The 19670-nt window shown below is 57.3% G+C and carries 17 protein-coding genes; 4 read left to right on the forward strand and 13 right to left on the reverse strand.

What is annotated here, in order from left to right:
- Positions 1-78 precede the first annotated feature (78 nt).
- The 3 genes from A4308_RS10670 to A4308_RS10680 are packed head-to-tail and all read right to left on the reverse strand — an operon-like array spanning position 79 to position 3037.
- On the reverse strand, positions 79-1041 hold the full coding sequence (locus tag A4308_RS10670; RefSeq protein ID WP_045281102.1) for a lysylphosphatidylglycerol synthase transmembrane domain-containing protein: 963 nt from the start codon (positions 1039-1041) through the stop codon (positions 79-81).
- Positions 1041-2279 (reverse strand): cardiolipin synthase ClsB, encoded by a 1239-nt coding sequence (gene clsB / locus A4308_RS10675; RefSeq protein ID WP_023332453.1) that lies wholly within the window; start codon positions 2277-2279, stop codon positions 1041-1043. The genes A4308_RS10670 and clsB overlap by 1 nt, the downstream gene beginning before the upstream one ends.
- Entirely contained in the window at positions 2276-3037 is a 762-nt protein-coding gene (locus tag A4308_RS10680; protein WP_045268578.1) for an endonuclease/exonuclease/phosphatase family protein, read from the reverse strand. The genes clsB and A4308_RS10680 overlap by 4 nt, the downstream gene beginning before the upstream one ends.
- A gap of 133 nt (positions 3038-3170) precedes the next feature.
- Between A4308_RS10680 and A4308_RS10685 the strand changes: the two genes are divergently transcribed.
- Positions 3171-3581, forward strand: coding sequence for a YbhQ family protein (locus tag A4308_RS10685; RefSeq protein WP_014883088.1), 411 nt, complete (start codon positions 3171-3173; stop codon positions 3579-3581).
- Here A4308_RS10685 and A4308_RS10690 read toward each other — a convergent pair.
- From A4308_RS10690 to cecR, 5 genes are read right to left on the reverse strand one after another with little or no spacing between them, the layout of a single operon-like run.
- Positions 3543-4649, reverse strand: coding sequence for an ABC transporter permease (locus tag A4308_RS10690; protein WP_023332455.1), 1107 nt, complete (start codon positions 4647-4649; stop codon positions 3543-3545). The two genes, A4308_RS10685 and A4308_RS10690, sit on opposite strands and share 39 nt — an antisense overlap.
- A 9-nt stretch (positions 4650-4658) precedes the next feature.
- Complete coding sequence (locus tag A4308_RS10695; RefSeq protein ID WP_063308515.1) at positions 4659-5792, reverse strand: ABC transporter permease; 1134 nt, start codon at positions 5790-5792, stop codon at positions 4659-4661.
- Positions 5782-7521, reverse strand: coding sequence for an ATP-binding cassette domain-containing protein (locus A4308_RS10700; RefSeq protein WP_045281101.1), 1740 nt, complete (start codon positions 7519-7521; stop codon positions 5782-5784). The genes A4308_RS10695 and A4308_RS10700 overlap by 11 nt, the downstream gene beginning before the upstream one ends.
- The gene (gene hlyD / locus A4308_RS10705; RefSeq protein WP_023332458.1) at positions 7514-8509 is read right to left on the reverse strand and encodes a secretion protein HlyD; all 996 of its coding nucleotides are present in this window, start codon (positions 8507-8509) and stop codon (positions 7514-7516) included. The genes A4308_RS10700 and hlyD overlap by 8 nt, the downstream gene beginning before the upstream one ends.
- Positions 8506-9183: a transcriptional regulator CecR gene (cecR, locus tag A4308_RS10710; RefSeq protein ID WP_014883093.1), complete on the reverse strand. Its 678-nt coding sequence runs from the start codon at positions 9181-9183 to the stop codon at positions 8506-8508. The genes hlyD and cecR overlap by 4 nt, the downstream gene beginning before the upstream one ends.
- 208 nt (positions 9184-9391) lie before the next feature.
- On the opposite strand from cecR, the gene rhlE reads away from it, so the two are divergent.
- Both rhlE and dinG read left to right on the forward strand, forming a co-directional pair.
- A complete protein-coding gene (rhlE, locus tag A4308_RS10715; protein WP_023332460.1) occupies positions 9392-10774 on the forward strand; it encodes an ATP-dependent RNA helicase RhlE in 1383 nt (460 codons plus the stop codon).
- Positions 10775-10871: 97 nt separating this feature from the next.
- Entirely contained in the window at positions 10872-13049 is a 2178-nt protein-coding gene (gene dinG, locus A4308_RS10720) for an ATP-dependent DNA helicase DinG (protein WP_014883095.1), read from the forward strand.
- Here the strand turns inward: dinG and A4308_RS10725 are convergent.
- The 5 genes from A4308_RS10725 to A4308_RS10745 form a co-directional block, all read right to left on the reverse strand.
- Positions 13036-13548 (reverse strand): fimbrial protein, encoded by a 513-nt coding sequence (locus A4308_RS10725; RefSeq protein WP_045281117.1) that lies wholly within the window; start codon positions 13546-13548, stop codon positions 13036-13038. The two genes, dinG and A4308_RS10725, sit on opposite strands and share 14 nt — an antisense overlap.
- A 5-nt stretch (positions 13549-13553) precedes the next feature.
- Positions 13554-14543, reverse strand: coding sequence for a fimbrial protein (locus tag A4308_RS10730; RefSeq protein ID WP_063308516.1), 990 nt, complete (start codon positions 14541-14543; stop codon positions 13554-13556).
- Between the two features lie 20 nt (positions 14544-14563).
- The gene (locus tag A4308_RS10735) at positions 14564-17074 is read right to left on the reverse strand and encodes a fimbria/pilus outer membrane usher protein (protein WP_045281099.1); all 2511 of its coding nucleotides are present in this window, start codon (positions 17072-17074) and stop codon (positions 14564-14566) included.
- A gap of 74 nt (positions 17075-17148) precedes the next feature.
- Positions 17149-17823 carry a fimbrial biogenesis chaperone gene (locus tag A4308_RS10740; RefSeq protein WP_023332465.1) on the reverse strand — a complete coding sequence of 225 codons (675 nt, stop codon included), beginning with the start codon at positions 17821-17823 and terminating at the stop codon, positions 17149-17151.
- Between the two features lie 68 nt (positions 17824-17891).
- Positions 17892-18428 carry a fimbrial protein gene (locus tag A4308_RS10745; protein ID WP_014883100.1) on the reverse strand — a complete coding sequence of 179 codons (537 nt, stop codon included), beginning with the start codon at positions 18426-18428 and terminating at the stop codon, positions 17892-17894.
- A 252-nt stretch (positions 18429-18680) separates the two neighbouring features.
- On the opposite strand from A4308_RS10745, the gene ybiB reads away from it, so the two are divergent.
- Entirely contained in the window at positions 18681-19643 is a 963-nt protein-coding gene (gene ybiB / locus A4308_RS10750; RefSeq protein ID WP_014883101.1) for a DNA-binding protein YbiB, read from the forward strand.
- The last annotated feature ends 27 nt before the right edge of the window (positions 19644-19670 follow it).

The raw sequence follows: 19670 nt of genomic DNA on the forward strand, positions 1-19670 counted from the left end.
CGGGTGGCGGCTTCGCCTTACCCGGCCTACGAAACGCGAACCGTAGGTCGGGTAAGGCGAAGCCGCCACCCGACTTATTCACTTCGCTAACATCCTCTCATTCTTCGCCCGTAATTTCTTCGCCCGACTCTCCAGCACCAGATAACAGACCGTGGCCAGCGCCAGCGGCAGGAAGTAATAGAGCATGCGGTAGGCGAGCAGGGCGGCAATAATCGTTCCCTGAGAAACATGCTCTCCGGCCAGAAGCGCAATGAACACCGCCTCCAGCACCCCGATCCCCGCCGGGATATGCACAATAACCCCGGCGATACTGCTCACCAGCAGCACCCCCAGCACGAAGAAGTAATTCACGTCCTCGCCAATCAACAGCCAGATAATTGCTCCCATCGCCATCCAGTTAGCGCTGGATACTGCCATCTGCAGCATGGCAAACTTCCACGACGGCAATACCAGTTTCTGCCCTCTGAGGGTCATATGACGGCGTTTAGCAAACGCGCAGGCCCACAGATAAAAAGCGATAATCAGCAGCAGCACGATGCCGAGAATGCGCAGCGTGGCTTCATCGATGTACCAGTGCGCGGGCAGCTGGACCACGCCGATGGTGAAAATCACCCCGCCGAGCAGAATATAGCCCAGCCAGTTAGTGGTGATGCTCAGGGAAAAAATGCGGGTTATAGTCCCGCCCGGCAGCCCGAGACGCGAGTAGAGGCGATAGCGCATGCCAATCCCCCCGACCCAGGTACTCAGCGTCAGGTTGAAGGCGTAGCAAATAAACGACACCAGCATCACCTGGCGTTTAGCCAGCTTGTGGCCGCAGTATGCCCGGCCCAGCAGGTCGTAGCAGCCGTACATCAGGTAGCTCACGATCACCAGCCCTGTCGCGCCCAGCAGCACCATCCGGTTGTAGTTGCGGATAACTTTCCACACCTCCTCCCAGTCAACTTTTTGGGCGTAAACCACCAGCAGCACGGCGACCGCAATAAAGAACACCCAGGTGAGAATTTTTTTCGCCAGCCGCCAGCGCGGATGTGATTTCGACATCAGGGTTTGCCTCCATCTTCCGCTTCAACGCGGTCCTGGGTTTCCATTTCGGGTTGTACCGGCGGGTCCACCTGCGCCAGCTTCGGCGTATGCGCTGGCAGCCAGCCGACCATCGCCGGGAAATGGCGAAGGAAGTGGAACACCACGACGCTGATGCCCAGGTTCCACCAGGTGCGTTTCGGCACCATAGACTCATCCACGCGCACGCAGTCGTTAACAATTAGGGCCTGCAAATTATCCCGCAGGGTCTGATTAAACTGGCGATCGTGGATGATCAGGTTAGCTTCGAGATTTAGCGATAAGCTCAGCGGATCCAGGTTGCTGGAGCCGACGGTGGCCCAGTGATCGTCCATCAGCGCGACTTTGCCATGTAGCGGTCGACGGCGATATTCGTAGATCTGAACGCCGCCTTTGACCAGATAGTTATACAGCAGCCGCGCGCCAACTTTGACTATCGGCATATCCGGCTCGCCCTGCACAATCAGCTTCACCCGTACGCCGCGCCGGGCCGCATTACGCATGGCATGCAGCAGGCGATAGCCCGGGAAAAAGTAGGCGTTAGCAATGATCACTTCGCGCTTCGCGTTGGCGAGCATCTTCAGGTAATGGCGTTCAATATCGTCCCGGTGCTCGCCGTTATCGCGCCAGACGAAAAGGGCCTGCGCTTCGCCGGGCTTGCGGTTCTCCTCCGGGCGATGGCGGCGTTTCCACCAGCGGCGAACGGCCTCTTTCCCCGGCAGGTTCTCCAGTTCGAATAATACGATGTCCTGTACTACCGGGCCCTCAATGCGAATGGCGTAATCCTGTTTTGCTTCCGGGCCGTAGTCGGACATATGTTCAGCTGAGTAGTTAATGCCGCCGACAAACGCCACCGCCTCATCCACCACCACAATTTTGCGGTGCATCCGCCGGAAAAGGTTGGTACGCATGCCAAACAGGCGCGGGCCGGGATCGTAGTAGCGGAACACCACGCCCGCAGCGGTCAGTTCATTCACGAACCCGTCGCTGAGGTCCGGTGAGCCATAGCCGTCCAGCAGCGCTTCAATTTTGACGCCGCGCCGGGCGGCACGCAGCAGTACGCTGTGTAACTGTTTGCCCACGTCGTCCTCGAACCAGATAAAGGTTTCGAGGATCACTCTCTGCTTAGCGTTATCAATTGCCTTAAAGACGGCCGGGTAATACTCGTCGCCGTTGACCAGCAGCGAGATCCGGTTGCCTTCCTGCCAGGAACATTTCATAAGTGGATCTCCGCGCTGAGCGGGGCATGGTCGGACAGATGTCGCCAGTTAAGTAAGGCCAGCGCCGTCGGGCTGCTGGCATGGGCATTTTTCACGTAGATACGGTCCAGGCGCAGCAGGGGAAAGCGCACCGGGAACGTCCGTGCCGGGCGACCATGGGCCCGGGTAAAAATCTCCTCCAGCCCTGCATTGACCTTCAAAGGATGGTTCGCGCGCTGCCGCCAGTCGTTAAAATCACCGGCCACGACCACGGGTTCACCGTCGGGAAGCGCATTGGTCCAGTCAGCCAGCATCTGTAGCTGCGCCTGACGGTGGACTTCGCGCAGGCCAAGATGCACGCAACCGACATGAATGGGCACCGTGAGTGCCGGTGGCGTGATGCGGCAGTAAAGCAGCCCGCGCTTTTCGCTCTCACCTACGGAAACGTCCCGGTTCTCATAATGTTCGATAGGAAAACGTGACAGCACCGCGTTCCCGTGATGGCCTTCCGGATAGACCGCGTTGCGCCCGTAGGCGTAATCACTCCACATCGTGTCGGCCAGAAATTCATAGTGCGGCGTATCGGGCCAGTTCTCGAAATGCATGGGATGCACCTCGTGCGCGCCCATCACCTCCTGCAGACAGACAATGTCCGCGCTGACGGTGCGAACCGCGTCGCGCAGCTCCGGTAAAATGAAGCGGCGATTAAATGCTGTGAAGCCTTTATGAATGTTTATCGTCAGCACTTTAAGCGAGAAATGCTGCATTTTTTGAGTCATAAGCCCCTTCCTGAGTGACTATCCCAATGAAAATAAAGTGTAGTCGGCGTCACAAAAAGATGCGGCGTTACGGAATTTTCCGTAAAGTGCGGTAGTCTGATTAAGCAGATAAAAATCCTTCAGGAGATAAGCCATGAAGTGGCAACAACGTGTTCGTGTCGCAACGGGGTTAAGTTGCTGGCAGATAATGTTGCATTTACTGGTCGTGGCCGTACTGGTGATGGGCTGGATGAGCGGCACGCTGGTGCGTGTTGGCCTGGGGCTATGCGTCCTCTATGGCGTCACCGTGCTGTCGATGCTGTTCTTACAGCGCCACCATGAAGCGCGCTGGCGCGAGGTGGGTGATGTGCTCGAAGAGCTCACCACCACCTGGTACTTTGGTGCCGCGATGATTGTGCTTTGGCTGCTGTCACGCGTGCTGCAAAACAACCTGCTGCTGGCCCTGGCGGGTCTCGCAATCCTTGCAGGGCCTGCGGTGGTCTCATTGCTCACCAAAGAGAAAAAGCTACGCAATGTTGCGTCTAAACATCGCGTACGCCACTGACCCCGTCGTGGCCGCTATGACCAGTAGCGGCCACAAACTCCCCCAGACAATATCCAGACTCGCATCCTTCAGATAGATCTGCTTGGTAATGTCCGTAAAGTGGCGTATCGGGTTTATCCATGTGATGTCCTGCAGCCACACCGGCATGTTCTCGACAGGGGAAACGTACCCGGAGAGCAAAATTGCTGGCATCATAAAGACAAACACGCCGATAAACGCCTGCTGCTGCGTCGAGCACAGCGCCGAAATTAACAGCCCAAACCCCACCAGCGACAGCCCGTAAATCACCATCGTGAAGTAAAACAGCGCCAGCGAACCGGCAAACGGGATTTGATAGGCCCAAATTCCCACGCCCAGCACGATAGTGGCCTGAAATGTCGCGACAATCAGCGCCGGCACCGCTTTGCCCACAAAGATTTGCCAGGTCGCGAGTGGGGAAACCAGCAGCTGATCCAGCGTACCTTGCTCCCGCTCGCGGGCGACGGACAGGGAGGTGACGATCATCACCCCGATGGTGGTGATCATGGCGATCAGCGACGGCACCACAAACCATTTGTAGTCCAGATTCGGGTTGTACCAGTTACGCACCACCAGCTCGCTGTTGTTGGGCTTCGGTTTGCCGTCCATCAGCTCCTGCTGATAATTCTTCACCACCTGCTGCAGATAGTTGGCCGCAATCTGGGCGCTGTTAGAGTTGCGCCCGTCGAGGATAAGCTGCATCGGCGCGGTCTGGAAGGTATCCAGGTTACGGGAAAAATCTGCCGGGAAGCGCACCAGCAGCAGGGCTTTTTGCGTATCGATGGTCGGCTGGATTTCCTGCGGGCTTTTCAGCAGCAGGATATGGGTAAACGCTTTTGCACGGGCAAAGCGCTGCGTCAGCTCGACGGAATGTTTACCGTTGTCTTCGTTGTAAATGGCGATGGTGGCGTTGGTCACCTCAAGCGTCGCGGCAAAGGGGAACAGCAACACCTGGATCAGCACCGGCAAAACCAGAATGGCGCGGGTTTGCGGCTCGCGCAGCAGGGATTGCAGCTCTTTTCGTATTAACGTCCATAGTCGGTGAAACATGTTCGCTCCTTAATCCAGACGCCGTTTGGTTTTCAACCACGTCAATCCGATAAACATCACCGCTGACGCCATTAAAAACAGCGTGTTGATAATCAGCACCACCGGAATATTCCCCGCCAGGAACAGGCTTTGCAGCGTGCTCACGAAATAACGCGCCGGAATGATGTAGGTCAAGGCGCGGATCACCGCTGGCATACTGTCTATCTGGAAAATAAACCCGGACAGCATAATCGACGGTAAAAAGGCGGCGTTGAGCGCCACCTGCGCGGCGTTAAACTGGTTGCGGGTGATGGTGGAGATGAGCAGCCCCATCCCCAGCGTGCTGAGTAAAAACAGGCTGGTGATAAAAAACAGCACCACCAGCGAGCCGCGGTACGGCACGCCGAGGATAAAGACGGCGACAAGCATACAGAGCAGCATCGCCAGCATGCCGAGGAAATAGTAGGGGATGAGCTTACACAGCAGCAGCTCGACGCGCGTCACTTCTGTGGAGAGCAGCGCCTCCATGGTGCCACGCTCCCACTCGCGGGCGATCACCAGCGAGGTCAGGATCGCGCCAATCACCGTCATGATAATCGTCACCGCGCCCGGAATGATAAAGTGCTGGCTGATGGCGGCAGGGTTAAACCAGTAGCGTGTTTGCACGTCGATGAGCGGTTCAAACGTCTCCCCCCGGTCTTCGGCGCGCTGCATCTGCCATAGCTGCCAGATCCCCTCCACGTAGCCCTGCACGAAGTTGGCGGTGTTCGGCTCGCTGCCGTCGGTAATCACCTGGATCGGCGCGTCGGCATTCGCCCGCGCCATATTGGCGGCGAAATCCACCGGGATGACCACCAGCCCACGAATTTTCCCGGCCTGCATCTTCTGGATCAGCGCCTGCCGGCTATCGCTGATGGTGGCGTCAATGTACGGCGAGCCGGTCATGGCGTGGGTGAAGTCCAGCGCCTCTTCGCTCTGCTGTTCCAGCAAAATGCCGACCCGCAGCTTGCTGGAGTCGAGGTTGATGCCGTAGCCAAAGATAAACAGCAGCAGCAGGGGGATCACCACCGCAATCAGCCAGCTACTCGGGTCACGCACGATCTGCCGCGTCTCTTTTATGCATAACGCGCGCACACGGCGCCAGGAAAGGGCGTTACTGCGCATGGGCATTCTCCTTATCCCAGTCGTGGATAAGGGTGATAAACGCCTGCTCCATGGTCGGGTCTGGCACGGCATCGTCGGCGGCCTGGTTTTTCAGGTCGTCCGGGGTGCCGTGGGCAATCAGCTTGCCGCGATAGACCAGCCCGATGCGGTCGCAGTATTCCGCCTCATCCATAAAGTGGGTGGTCACCATCACCGTCACCCCTTTTTCCACCATGCTGTTGATATGCAGCCAGAACTCGCGGCGGGTGAGGGGATCCACCCCGGAGGTCGGCTCATCGAGGAAAAGAATATCGGGCTCGTGCATCAGCGAGCAGGCCAGCGCGAGGCGTTGCTTAAAGCCGAGGGGCAGTTCGTCGGTGGCGTGGGAGGCAATATTCGTTAACCCGAAGGCATCGCTCATGCGGCGGATTTTCTCGTTCTGCGCGCGCCCGCGCAGGCCGTACACGCCGGAGAAAAAGCGCAGATTCTGCTCGACGGTCAGGTTGCCATACAACGAGAATTTCTGTGCCATATAGCCCAGATGCTGGCGCGCCTTGCCGGAGCTGACTTTGAGATCCATATCCAGCACCAGCGCCTTGCCGGACGTCGGCACCAGCAGGCCACACATCATTTTAAAGGTGGTGGATTTCCCCGCGCCGTTCGGCCCGAGCAGGCCAAAAATCTCGCCGCGTTTTACCGCAAAGTTGACGTTATCGGTGGCGGCGAAATCGCCGAACTTTTTGGTCAGGGATTTGGCTTCAATCACCGTCTCGCCCGGCGTACCTTCAACCGTGTGGAGGATCGCGCCGAGAGGCGATTCCGATGTCCCCGCGCCGCCCAGCAGGTCGATAAACGCATCTTCAAAGCGCGGCGCCGTCTCTGCCATTTCAATTTCAGGCATGCCAGGCGCGCGGCGAATATCCTCGACGGTGGCCTCCTTTTTGAGGATTACGCGCACGGACCGACCCTGAATCATCCCGTCGCTCACCTGCGGCAGTTTCAGCACTCTCTGCAGCAGCCTGCGGTTGGACTCCTGCGGGCTGTGGAGGAGGAAACTGCGTCCGGCCATGCTCTGCGTCAACGTCGTTGGCTCGCCCTGATAAAGCAGCTCGCCTTCGTTCATCAGCAGCACGTCCCGGCACTGTTCCGCTTCGTCGAGGTAGGAGGTGCTCCAGAGGATCAGCATCCCGTCGCCTGCCAGCTCGTGCACCATCTGCCACAGCTCACGGCGGGAGATGGGGTCCACGCCGACGCCGGGCTCGTCCAGCAGCAGGACCTTTGGTTCGCCGACGAGCGTACAGGCCAGCCCCAGCTTTTGCTTCATCCCGCCGGAGAGCTTGCCCGCCAGCCGGTCGGTGAACGGGCCGAGGGAGGTGAACTCAAGCAGGCGGGCGAAGGTTTTCTGCCGGGTTTCGCCGGTCACGCTGCGCAGGTCGGCATACAGGTTCAGGTTTTCCATCACCGTCAGATCTTCATACAGACCAAACTTCTGCGGCATATAGCCGAGCATGGCGTGGAGCGCGCCGTCGTCTTTGATAGGGTCAAGGCCAAGCACGCTGGCTGCGCCTTCATCCGGCTTTAGCAAACCGGCCAGCATCCGCATCAGCGTGGTTTTGCCTGCGCCGTCCGGGCCGACCAGGCCGGTCACATAGCCTTTCTGAATGGTGCAGTTCAGCGGGGCGACCGCCGGTTTGTCCATCCCTGCGAAGCGTTTGACCAGATTGTTGAGCTGGATAACCGCGTCATTCATGTCGTTCCCCGTTGTTCACTTTTACGGTAACAGGCATGCCCTGACGCAGCGCGTCGTCCGCATCGGTGACGATGATGCGCAGACGGTACACCAGGTCGGTACGCAGGTCCGGCGTTTCAACGGTTTTCGGGGTGAATTCGGCGGTGGGGGAGACAAAGCCGACTTTGCCGTGATACGGCTTATCCGGACGACCATCGGTATAGAGCAGCAGCTCGCGGCCCGGCTGCATCTGGCCGAGATTTGGCTCGTCAATGTAGGCGCGCACCCAGACCGGGCGGGTCAGGGAGAGCGTTAATACGGTGCTGCCCGCGCTGAGCATGCTGCCCGGCTCCACGGCACGGGTCATCAGCGTACCGTCAGACGGGGCGATGAGGGTTGTATCATGCAGATCCAGCTCTGCCTGGGCCAGTTGCGCCTGCGCCTGTTCAAGGCTGGCTTTGGCCTGGGCAATGTCCTGCGGGCGGTTACCGGTGGTGTACTGGCTTAATTTATCCTGCGCGGATTTCAGCGTCGCCTGCGCCTGGTCGCGGGATGAACGCGCATTCTCCAGATCGTTGGCTGAAATGGTGCGGCTTTTCCACAGCCCCTGCTGACGGTTATAGAAATTCTGCGCGTAGTCGTAGGCAGCTTTCGCCTGCTTAACGGCAGCGGCGGCCTGGGCGATCTCTTCGTCACGATAACCCGCCAGCATCAGGTCATATTGCGCCTGGGCAACGGAAACGCCCGCTTTGGCCTGCATCAGGGCGTTCTCGTAGGGGGCTTTATCCAGCATGCCCAGCGTTTGCCCGCGTTTAATGGCATCACCTTCGTCAACGCTCAGCGAGGCGAGACGGCCACCCACGCGGAAGCTCATATTCACGGTACGAATATCCACATTACCATACAGCGTCAGGCCCCGGTCCTGATGGCTCTGATACCACAGCCAGCCACCGACGCCCGCGGCAAGCAAAACAACAACCACCAGAATGATGGCGACAGGTTTTTTCATGACTTCAGGCTCCTTTGCGTTAAGCCTTGCAGGATCAGATCGAGATGACAGGTGATGACCTGGCTAATCTGCGCGGCTTTATCCTCATCGAATTGTGTCCAGCCGGTGCGTAACAGGATGGTTTCCCGCCCCAGACGAAAGGCAAGGATTTCACCCAGCAGGGCATGGGTATGCAAAATGGTCACGGTATCGCTGGCGTCCCGCCCGGTATAGGCGGCGATCAGGTGGGTCAGGTGGGTATGCATCGGAGCAATGACCTGATCGTGTACCAGCTGATAGGCAGTTGTAGGGGAGAGCTGCTCGCGGGAGATAAACTTACTCAGGTTGAGCGTATCGTCGTGCGTCAGCAGGCGGATCATATTATGGCAGGCATTCAGGATAAGCCGCCGGATAGCGTCACGATCCGGCGTCGGCTGGCTCAACAGCTCGCTGGCTTCTTCAACGTGCGGACGAAAATGTGTGCCGATAAAATCGGCAATCCACTGGGCGCAGGCGAGGTACAAATCCTCTTTTGAACCAAAATAGTAGGTAATCGCCGCAATGTTTTGCCCGGCCTGGGCGGCGATATCTCGCGTGGTCGCGTGCAGGCCATACTCGCCAAACTGCGCCAGCGCGGCAGCAATCAGCTGGCTTTTGGCCTGTTCACCTTTGGTTGTCGTTGGGGTCGTATTCATGGCGGCATTAAAAATTAATCAATCGATTGATTAAAAATAGCCCCGAATTGCTGAACCGTCGAGCGTTCGTGCTGGGATATTTTATGCGCCACGTCACAAAAGCTGCTACACTCCGCACCTTCACGACATTGTGGTTTTTGTCCTTCCCCTTTTCGTTATATCTCCCTGAAAACTACACCTGTGATGGTCGGGGCGGTTCGGAGTTTTTATGTCTTTTGATTCCCTTGGCCTGAACCCGGAAATTCTGCGTGCCATCGCAGAGCAGGGCTACGTTGAGCCAACCCCCATCCAGCAGCAGGCGATCCCCGCCGTTCTTCAGGGGCGTGACCTGATGGCCAGCGCCCAGACCGGCACCGGTAAAACCGCGGGCTTTACGCTGCCGCTGTTAGAGCTGCTGGTAAAAAACCAGCCGCACGCCAAAGGCCGTCGTCCGGTTCGTGCGCTGATCCTGACTCCAACCCGTGAGCTGGCGGCGCAGATTGGTGAGAACGTGCGTGACTACAGCCGCTATCTCAACATTCGCTCGCTGGTCGTTTTCGGTGGCGTCAGCATTAACCCACAAATGATGAAGCTGCGCGGCGGCGTGGACGTGCTGGTGGCAACGCCGGGCCGTCTGCTGGATCTCGAACACCAGAACGCGGTGAAGCTCGATCAGATTGAAATTCTGGTGCTGGATGAAGCTGACCGCATGCTGGATATGGGCTTTATCCACGACATCCGTCGCGTGCTGGCCAAGCTGCCTGCGCGTCGTCAGAACCTGCTGTTCTCTGCCACTTTCTCCGACGAGATCAAGGCGCTGGCAGAAAAGCTGCTGCATAATCCGCTGGAAGTGGAAGTGGCGCGTCGCAACACCGCCTCTGAGCAGGTGACGCAGCACGTTCACTTTGTCGATAAAAAGCGTAAGCGGGAGCTGCTCTCCCAGATGATCGGCCAGGGTAACTGGCAGCAGGTGCTGGTCTTTACCCGCACCAAGCACGGTGCGAACCACCTGGCGGAACAGCTCAATAAAGACGGTATCCGCAGTGCCGCCATCCACGGTAACAAGAGCCAGGGTGCGCGTACCCGTGCGCTGGCGGACTTCAAATCTGGCGACATCCGCGTGCTGGTGGCAACCGACATCGCCGCGCGTGGTCTGGACATTGAAGAGCTGCCGCACGTAGTAAACTACGAGCTGCCAAACGTCCCGGAAGATTACGTTCACCGTATCGGTCGTACCGGCCGCGCGGCGGCAACCGGTGAAGCGCTCTCTCTGGTCTGTGTCGATGAACACAAGCTGCTGCGCGACATCGAACGTCTGCTGAAGAAAGAGATCCCACGCATCGAAACCCCGGGCTACGAAGTGGATCCGTCCATCAAGGCGGAGCCGATTCAGAACGGTCGCCAGGGCGGCGGTCGTGGTCAGGGCGGCGGTGGTCGCGGTCAGCAGCCGCGTCGTGCTGAAGGCGGCGCGCCGAAATCATCCGGCAAACCCCCGCGCCGCAACAACGACAGCAAACCGGCCGGCGAAAGTCCGTGGCGCAGCGGTGAAGGGAAACCGGCAGGGGAAGGGCAGCGTCGACGCCGCCCGCGTAAACCTGCTAACCCGCAGTAATCTGGAAGCCCGGTCGTAAAGCCGGGCTTTTCTTTTTGCGGCAGCGAAGAGAAAGTGCCACAATAGTGGCTGTTTATACAGTATTTCAGGTTTTTCGATGGCTTTAACCGCGGCGCTGAAAGCGCAAATTGGCGCATGGTACAAGGCGCTACAACAGCAGATCCCCGACTTTATCCCCCGAGCGCCGCAGCGGCAGATGATTGCTGACGTGGCAAAAACGCTTGCCGGGGACGACGGGCGACATCTGGCGATTGAAGCGCCGACCGGCGTCGGGAAAACCCTGTCATATCTCATTCCCGGTATTGCCATCGCGCGGGAAGAGGACAAAACGCTGGTGGTCAGCACCGCCAACGTGGCCCTGCAGGATCAGATTTTCAGCAAAGATTTGCCGCTGCTGCGCAAAATCATCCCCGACCTGCGCTTTACCGCCGCCTTTGGGCGCGGGCGCTACGTGTGCCCACGTAACCTGGCGGCGCTCGCCAGCAGCGAGCCGAATCAACAGGATCTGCTCGCGTTTCTTGATGACGAGCTGACGCCGAACAATAAGGCCGAGCAGGAGCAGTGTGCAAAACTCAAAGCCGAACTCGACGGCTATAAGTGGGACGGCCTTCGGGATCACACCAGCCAGGCCATCAGCGACGACTTATGGCGCAGGCTCAGCACCGACAAAGCAAGCTGTCTGAACCGCAACTGCCACTACTACCGCGAGTGTCCGTTCTTTGTCGCCCGGCGCGAAATTCAGGAGGCGGAGGTGGTTGTCGCCAACCACGCGCTGGTGATGGCCGCGCTGGAGAGTGAGGCGGTGCTACCGGAGCCCAAAAATCTGCTGCTGGTGCTCGACGAAGGCCACCATCTGCCCGACGTGGCTCGGGACGCGCTGGAGATGAGCGCCGAGATCACCGCGCCCTGGTTCCGCCTGCAGCTGGATCTGTTCTGCAAGCTGGTGGCAACCTGCATGGAGCAGTTCCGCCCGAAAACCACGCCGCCGCTGGCGGTGCCGGAACGGCTAAGCGAGCATTGTGAAGAGGTTTACGGCCTGATCTCCTCGCTCAATAACATCCTCAACCTTTATCTTCCCGCAGCCCAGGAGGCGGAACATCGCTTTGCGATGGGCGAACTGCCGGAAGAGGTGATGGAAATTTGTCAGCAGCTGGCAAAGCACCTTGAAAAGCTGCGCGGGCTGGCGGAGATGTTCTTAAACGATCTGAGCGAGAAAACCGGCACGCATGACGTGGTGCGTCTGCACCGTATTCTGCTACAGATGAACCGCGCGCTGGGCATGTTCGAAGCGCAGAGCAAACTCTGGCGGCTGGCCTCGATGGCGCAGGCATCAGGCGCGCCGGTCACCAAATGGGCCACCCGCGACGTGCGGGACGGGCAGGTGCATCTCTTCTTCCACTGCGTGGGCATCCGCGTGGCCGATCAGCTGGAAAAGCTGATCTGGCGCAGCGTGCCGCACGTGGTGGTGACCTCTGCCACGCTGCGTTCTCTGAACAGTTTTTCTCGTTTGCAGGAGATGAGCGGGCTTAAAGAAAAAGCGGGTGACCGCTTTGTGGCGCTGGACTCGCCGTTTAACCACTGCGAGCAGGGCAAGCTGGTCATTCCGCGCATGACGTTTGAGCCGCTGATCGACAACGAAGAACAGCACATTGCGGAAATGGCGGCCTATTTCCGCGAACAGGTCGAGAGTAAAAAATACCCTGGCATGCTGGTGTTATTTGCCAGTGGACGCGCCATGCAGCGTTTTCTGGAACACGTCACCGATCTGCGTTTACTCCTACTGGTGCAAGGTGACCAGCCGCGTTACAGGCTGGTGGAAACCCACCGTAAACGCATTGATAACGGCGAGCGTAGCGTGCTGGTGGGATTGCAGTCTTTCGCGGAAGGTCTTGACCTGAAAGGCGACTACCTGACGCAGGTCCACATTCATAAAATTGCCTTCCCCCCCATCGACAGCCCGGTGGTGATCACCGAGGGCGAATGGCTGAAAAGCCTTAACCGCTATCCGTTTGAGGTGCAGAGTCTGCCTGCGGCATCGTTTAACCTGATTCAGCAGGTGGGGCGTTTGATTCGAAGCCACGGCTGCTGGGGCGAAGTGGTGATCTACGATAAACGTCTGCTGACCAAAAATTATGGACAGCGGCTGCTCAACGCGCTTCCGGTCTTCCCGATTGAACAGCCGTCGGTACCGGAGATAAAAAAACGCCCGGCAAAACAGGCTGCCGGGCGTCGAAAAAGCATCCGTGCTAAGGGGCGCGGTCCTACTGGTAAGTGAAGGTCACCTGAACGACGCTGCTGAACGTGCCTGCGGTAACAGGCATAGCGGTGGCGTAATAGCGTGCGGCCAGCGGGAAGGTAGCGGTATGGTCGTTCTGGTCAATCAGCGCGTTAAAGCTGGCCTGCGGTGCGATGAGGATATGGTCCTGGCTGTCCGCCAGCTCCAGCGCCAGCCCCTTCGCGCTGCCCGTGTTGGCAAACTTGGTTGGGTGGGTAGCATCCGCCTGACCGTAAAAGAAGGCGGTCGCCAGGGCGAGGGATTTAGGACAATGCGTTACCTTCAGGCTGAAGGTTTTCCACGCGCCGGTATCCCCCACGTCGTGGAATTCACTGGAAGCCGCCTGGCCTAAATCAACGGTTAAATCCTTGCTGGCGCTGTCCACGAGGCAGGTGTTGGCATAAATGTTACCGACCATTTGCAGCTGAATATCGTCAGCCCGGGCCAGACAGGTGAGCGTGCTGGCCAGCGCGGCCAGCACAAAGAGATGTTTCTTCATTTTCATCACTTATAGGCCAGAGTAATGGTGGCGACGGCGTTCGCCGGGCCAGGGGTGACTTCATCTGCCACCTGCAAATAGTTCAGCTTGACCGGGATATCCATCGTCTGGTTGGCATAGGCCAGGGTTTCAGTTGGGGTGTAGGTATCGAACGTTGCCAGCTCGTTGTCGATCGCCATTTCAATCCCGACCCCCGTTGCCATGCCATCCTCCGGCGTGAGCTTAAGCACCCCCTGATAACCGGGTACGTAGCCGTCGCTGCTGGTGACCTTAAATTCAGGCTGAACGGTGGAGTTACAGTTCACCGTGATGTTGAACTCCTTCGCGGGCATCGCCAGCGTGCCGACCATGTTGAAATCGCTGACCGGGAAATCGCCCATGTTGACGGTCAGGCTTTTTGGCAGTACGGAGCAGGTGACGTTTTCAAGGTTTACGTTACCAGCATAGCTAACATTGTTAGGTGAACCGATGCCTTCGTGACCAAAAACGCCAATGCCAAAAACGGTCTGGCTTTGATTTAGCGTACCGGATTCTACGGCGGTATCCGTTTTTACCAGCTCCAGCGTGACGTTAAAATCGAACGTCTGGTTGCCGTCAGTTGAGACATAGCCAATTGGCGTGCCGCGGGAGTCACAGGTGACCCCGCCCGCACCGCTGATGCGCTGACCTTTGTCATTCATCAGCGCAATACCAACCCCCTTCACGCCGGATTCATAGACCCCGGTAAGGCCGGGGATTTCTGTGCCGTAGCCGTAGTAGCAGGAGACGATCTCCAGACCCTTATCTGCAGCACTATCGCAGTGGCCCGCGACGTGTACCGTCTGTTCGGTGCCGGGGATGGTCGCGCCGACGTGAAGCGTGGTGGAGACGGAAACCGTGGCCAGGTTAATGGTCTTTGGCATATCCGGCGACGTACAGGTGGCTTTTGCATGCGGCATAAACAGCGATGCGGTTGCCAGTATGAGTAAGAAAAAGCATTGTTTTACAAGCTGCATAGGTGAACCTGCTCGGTTGATTACTGACACTGCGCGGCAGCGTTAATAATGTCTGTTTTCTCTTTTTCATCCGTGAGCGTGTATTCCGCAACGCAGTGGTCGCTGGCTTCCTGTCCCCATGAGACGGAAAGCTTGCCGCGATCGGGCATTCCGGAAAGATAGGTTTGGCCATCAGTGCCGACGATAAATTCGCTGTCCTTATCCTCGGTGGTGACCGTTGCGCCGAAGGGCAGCGGCTTCCCGTTGTGCGTCAGCGTCATCAGGACGCGATGACCTACGCGGGTATTGAAGCTTGCCCGCACCACCGCACCGCGGGTTGGCGTGACGATCTGCGAAGCGTGCGTCACGTCAGCCTCGTCAGGCAGCGTTTCGGTATCCAGCGAAATCGTGTTGTGGCGATAGGCGGTGACAAAGGGCACCACGGTATAGCCGCGGAAGTCAGTTTCCACGCCCGTCTGGTTAGCGATGTGCGTGCCGCTGGCTCCGGGCGCTTTCACCAGCGCGATGGTCTCGCCCAGCGGCTGGCTCAGCGTCAGGCCGTTAGCGTGGGCTATCATGCCCCCCTGCAGACCGACGTTGGTGGTCCGCTGGTATTTGTCCTGGCTGAAACCGCCACTCACTTCCCCGTAGGTGGCTTTATAATCGGCGTTCAGACTGGTAGAGGTACCGTTCTCTGATGAGTCATAGCCTTCCTGCACGTTCCAGTTAAGGTTGTTCTCCTCCAGCGCCGTCCCGTTCAGGCCCAGCGTGTGCGTGGTGCCGTCTTTATTGTTATTCATGTTGTAGGAGGCCCAGGTGTTGCTCATCCAGCGATCCAGCGGTACCGACACGCTCAGCGCGAACAGGTTATCGTTACTGACCGAATCGCCTTCGTCATCACGGCTGTTGGTGTTTTTGTTGAGGCTATAGCTCATGCTGTAGGTGATTCCCTTCCAGCTGTTGTTATAGCTGACGCTCATCGAGGTCATATCCTGACCCTGGTTCCAGTAGGTCTCTTTGACCAGGCTCAGCGTAAACGATCCCCAGCCTTCGCCGAGGGTTTGATCGATGGTGGCCTCGGTACGCGCGCGGCGCTGCTGCGGTGCTGACCAGTCATCGGCGCGGGTATAGGACTCCATGGTGTCTTCGAGGGTGTAAAACCCTTTACTGTTGTAGCGATAGCCAGCCAGAGCGAAGTTTGTGCCCGTACCCGCGAAATCTTTGCTGTAGCGCAGACGCCAGGATTGCCCCTTGCTGGCCTGCTGTTTTTTGAGCAGCGCTTTGGCGCGCGTCACGTCGACAGAAAACGCGCCAAGATCGCCAAAGTTTTTACCGGTGCCCAGCGCCTGTGACTGATAATGGCTGCTTTGCTGTACGCCACCGTAGGCGGTGAATCCGTACGGCAGGCCATAAATGGCACTTCCCTGAGCGAAGGGCGTTTTTTCCACGTCTTTGTCATAAGAGCGGTAGCGCCCGGCAGTGACGCTGTATTTCAGGTGCTTTTCGCGCTGGAGGACCGGAACGGAGGCGTAGGGCACCACAAAGTGACGTTCGCTGCCGTCCGTCTCTTTCACGGTGACCTGGAGATCGCCGCTGCTGCCGGTGGGATACAGGTCATTGATTTCAAATGCACCCGGCGCAACGGTATTTTGATAAATCACGTAGCCGTTCTGACGTACCACCACCAGCGCATTACTGTGGGCCGTACCGCGGATGATCGGGGCATAGCCTTTTTCGCTGTCCGGCAGCATATCGTTGTCGGAGTTCAGCTGCGCGCCGGTATACGGAACGCTGTCAAATACGTCTGCCGGGGAGCTGCTTTGGCCTACGGTCAGATCGCTTTTTAACGCCACGATATCGCGCTGGGCATAGGTGTAGACCGAGTTAAAGGATTGCTCTTCTTCGTGACCGCTGGTGCTGCGACTCCAGGTGGAATAGTTGCGCAGGCGCCACGCGCCGACGTTCAGGCCCGGACGCAGGTTAACGTACTGGCTGCTGTTGTCCTGCATGCCCTGCTGACGGGCGTGGCTCTGGCTGGCGCTGGCGCTGTAGTTGAGGATGCCCGCCGTGATCCCCTCATCAAATTCTGTTGGGTCAATATAGCCACGGGGAACCTGACCGAGCGCGGACTGCGGAATGCTCAACAGAAGCTGCTGGTTGCTGACGCGAAATGTCGCCGTCGCCGCCGGTATGGCGTGCAAATCCGCGCATGAGCCTTTCACGGCAAGCTGAGGATAGTCGTCAGTTTTAATACCCAGGCTTTTTAAATCGGACAGAGTAAAGCAGGGCTGAAGGGAATTTTCTCCATTATCCTGCTTTTGCAATATAAAGGTCACGTCGCGGGTATCAATTTTATTATTATTGATAAAGATCGTGACCTGATATTTCCCTGGCGCCTGTCCCGGCCCTTTTTCATAAATGGAGAGATCGGTTTTTCCCTGCTGTGGATTATCCACATCCAACAACGCTGGATTAAAATAATCATCCGCCCGCGTTTGCTGCGAAAAACCCACGGCCGCTAACCCGCATAGCAGGGTCAGCAGCGTAAGCATCCGACAAACGGAAGGCAATTGCCTTCTTTGGGTTGAAGAATAGGTAATCATAAGGTGCGTTATTGGGTACGGTATTAATGCACGGATGCAGAGAGCGTTTTGCTGATGCTGCCGTAATCAGTAATAATTGACCAGGACACGGTTGAACCGCCGGTATGTGCAGGCAACGCAAAATGGGTTTCGGTTTTTGGTACGGCCCAGGTCGCTTTATCGACCTTATGACCGTTAAGGGTGACCGACTGGAAATTCATATAAAACGGCGTCGGGTTGTTAACCACTAAATCATTGCCCTCGCGGTGCCACTCAAGCTGATCCGCGACCGCTTCCGGTTTACCCTTGACGGAGGCCGGGCGGTACATCAGCTTAATGCGCGTGTTAACCGCAATTTGCAGGGTATTGACCCCTGCCACCTTTTTTGAGGAGGGGATGGCTTTTATATTCAGCCAGAACATCGACTCGCGATCTTCAGGCAAATTTCCGCCGGTACGTACGACGCGCAAAACGTTTTCCTGCTTCGCATCAAGACGAAACAGTGGCGGCGTAATCAGAAAGGGGGCTTTGGCCAGGTCTTTACCGCCAGAATCCGCCCAGGATTGCACCAGATAATCCGTTGCATCTGGGTTTGAAATACCGATAGAGGATTCCTTTTTGCCTCCCTGGTAGACCAGGCGCGTGCCGTTAATAATAACGCCTGCATGTGCCGTTGCAGCTACCAGTAAAAGGGTGCTGAGTAAATAACCGTGACGCATAGTTTTTTCTCAAAATAAGGCGGGACTATCTCTTTTTTGCAAAAGGAAATAGTCCCTGGTGAGCAATATCAGTTATAAATAACCGTGAATGTTGAAACAGAGTTTGCCGGGCCAGCGGTAATAGCCGCACCGGTTTGAATATAACGCGCGGCAAACTGCAGATCGTTTACTGCGGTGCCGGAGGCCAGCGGATACTCTTTTGACGGAGTATATAAACTGACGGGCTGCTCAGAAGAGTCGATCAGCTGAATGGCTACGCCGGTTGCGGCATCTGCATCGGGGGTTAACGCCAGGGTGCTGTTGTTATTGGCATCCGGGGTTCCACCGAAGTTGATTGCCGCCGCCGTAACGGTTTCCGGGCAGTTTTTTAACTCAATATCAAACTTCGTGGCGGTGCTGGTGGAGCCGGCACCGGTAAAGACCGTCTTGGAGACTTTGCCTAATGTCACGTTCAACGGGTTACTTAAACCATTCACAACCTGACAGGCGGAATCGATGATTTCGCCCGTAAAGTTGATCTGTCCTTCACCGTCTGTTGCTGCAAAAGCGGATGCCGAGCAGCCAATCACCGACGCGATAAAAAGACCTAACGCAATCTTGTTCATAATAGTTCCTGGTGTGTGGGTAAAAACGTGCCTAAGGTTTTTGCCCGTTGTCCTCAATGATTTCCGTTCGTTATTTAATCAAAGAATGGATGGATAAGAATCTTCTATAGGCATCACAAATAATTGAATCAGTGCTTGCATAATTTTTTTCTTCGGTAAAACAGATGGCTCTGGCGGTGGGGATAAAAAGCTACCGGGCAGGTTTCATCGGGGATATAGTGTTAACAAGGTGACGTTTTCAGGAGAGATACCGTGGATTATCGTAAAATTATCAAAGAGGTAGGGCGTGGAAAAAACCATGCCCGCGACCTGGATCATGAGACAGCGCGTGCGCTTTACACCCGTATGCTCAACGGTGAGGTTCCCGATCTCGAACTCGGCGGCATTCTTATCGCCCTGCGCATTAAGGGAGAAGGTGAAGCGGAGATGCGCGGCTTTTATGAGGCGATGCAGGCGCAAACGCTGCGTCTGACGCCACCGGTGGCAAAACCGATGCCGATCGTCATTCCCAGCTATAACGGCGCGCGCAAGCAGGCCAACCTGACGCCGCTGCTGGCTATTCTGTTACATAAGCTGGGTTTTCCGGTGGTGGTGCATGGGGTGAGTGAAGATCCGACCCGCGTGCTGACAGAAACGATTTTTGAACTGCTGGGGATCGAACCCACTCTCCACGCCGGGCAGGCGCAGGCGAAGCTCGATAGCCATCAGCCGGTCTATATTCCCGTTAAGGCGCTCTGCCCGCCGCTGGAAAAGCAGCTCGCAATGCGCTGGCGAATGGGCGTGCGTAACAGCGCGCATACGCTGGCGAAGCTGGCCACGCCGTTTGCCGAAAATGCCGCGCTGCGCCTTTCCAGCGTTTCGCACCCGGAATACGTGGGGCGCGTGGGGAAATTCTTTGAAGAGATTGGCGGCAACGCGTTGCTGATGCATGGGACGGAAGGCGAGGTGTACGCTAATCCGCAGCGCTGCCCGCAAATAATGCTGATCGACGCGGCTGGGACGCGTATCGCGCTTGAACGTGGGGAAGAGAACAGCGGCGTTATTCTGCCGGAGGCGAAAGATCCCTACATCACCGCGAAGTGGATTGAACAGTGCCTTGCCGGAAATGTGCCGGTGCCGCAGTCCATCAGGTTACAGATGGCCTGCTGCCTGCTGGCGACCGGGGAAGTTGACACGGTCGAGGCTGGCATGAAACGGGTTGAGGCGGCATTTTAGGCAAAAAAAAGCCCGTCCAGTGGCGGA

Origin of the sequence: Enterobacter sp. ODB01 (assembly GCF_001623605.1) — a bacterium.
Lineage (GTDB): Bacteria > Pseudomonadota > Gammaproteobacteria > Enterobacterales > Enterobacteriaceae > Enterobacter > Enterobacter kobei.

Excerpts from the sequence above, each read along its gene's own strand:
- A4308_RS10670 (WP_045281102.1), bottom strand. The coding sequence starts at position 1,041 with ATGTCGAAATCACATCCGCGCTGGCGGCTGGCGAAAAAAATTCTCACC.
- clsB (WP_023332453.1), bottom strand. The coding sequence starts at position 2,279 with ATGAAATGTTCCTGGCAGGAAGGCAACCGGATCTCGCTGCTGGTCAAC.
- A4308_RS10680 (WP_045268578.1), bottom strand. The coding sequence starts at position 3,037 with ATGACTCAAAAAATGCAGCATTTCTCGCTTAAAGTGCTGACGATAAAC.
- A4308_RS10685 (WP_014883088.1), top strand. The coding sequence starts at position 3,171 with ATGAAGTGGCAACAACGTGTTCGTGTCGCAACGGGGTTAAGTTGCTGG.
- A4308_RS10690 (WP_023332455.1), bottom strand. The coding sequence starts at position 4,649 with ATGTTTCACCGACTATGGACGTTAATACGAAAAGAGCTGCAATCCCTG.
- A4308_RS10695 (WP_063308515.1), bottom strand. The coding sequence starts at position 5,792 with ATGCGCAGTAACGCCCTTTCCTGGCGCCGTGTGCGCGCGTTATGCATA.
- A4308_RS10700 (WP_045281101.1), bottom strand. The coding sequence starts at position 7,521 with ATGAATGACGCGGTTATCCAGCTCAACAATCTGGTCAAACGCTTCGCA.
- hlyD (WP_023332458.1), bottom strand. The coding sequence starts at position 8,509 with ATGAAAAAACCTGTCGCCATCATTCTGGTGGTTGTTGTTTTGCTTGCC.
- cecR (WP_014883093.1), bottom strand. The coding sequence starts at position 9,183 with ATGAATACGACCCCAACGACAACCAAAGGTGAACAGGCCAAAAGCCAG.
- rhlE (WP_023332460.1), top strand. The coding sequence starts at position 9,392 with ATGTCTTTTGATTCCCTTGGCCTGAACCCGGAAATTCTGCGTGCCATC.
- dinG (WP_014883095.1), top strand. The coding sequence starts at position 10,872 with ATGGCTTTAACCGCGGCGCTGAAAGCGCAAATTGGCGCATGGTACAAG.
- A4308_RS10725 (WP_045281117.1), bottom strand. The coding sequence starts at position 13,548 with ATGAAGAAACATCTCTTTGTGCTGGCCGCGCTGGCCAGCACGCTCACC.
- A4308_RS10730 (WP_063308516.1), bottom strand. The coding sequence starts at position 14,543 with ATGCAGCTTGTAAAACAATGCTTTTTCTTACTCATACTGGCAACCGCA.
- A4308_RS10735 (WP_045281099.1), bottom strand. The coding sequence starts at position 17,074 with ATGCTTACGCTGCTGACCCTGCTATGCGGGTTAGCGGCCGTGGGTTTT.
- A4308_RS10740 (WP_023332465.1), bottom strand. The coding sequence starts at position 17,823 with ATGCGTCACGGTTATTTACTCAGCACCCTTTTACTGGTAGCTGCAACG.
- A4308_RS10745 (WP_014883100.1), bottom strand. The coding sequence starts at position 18,428 with ATGAACAAGATTGCGTTAGGTCTTTTTATCGCGTCGGTGATTGGCTGC.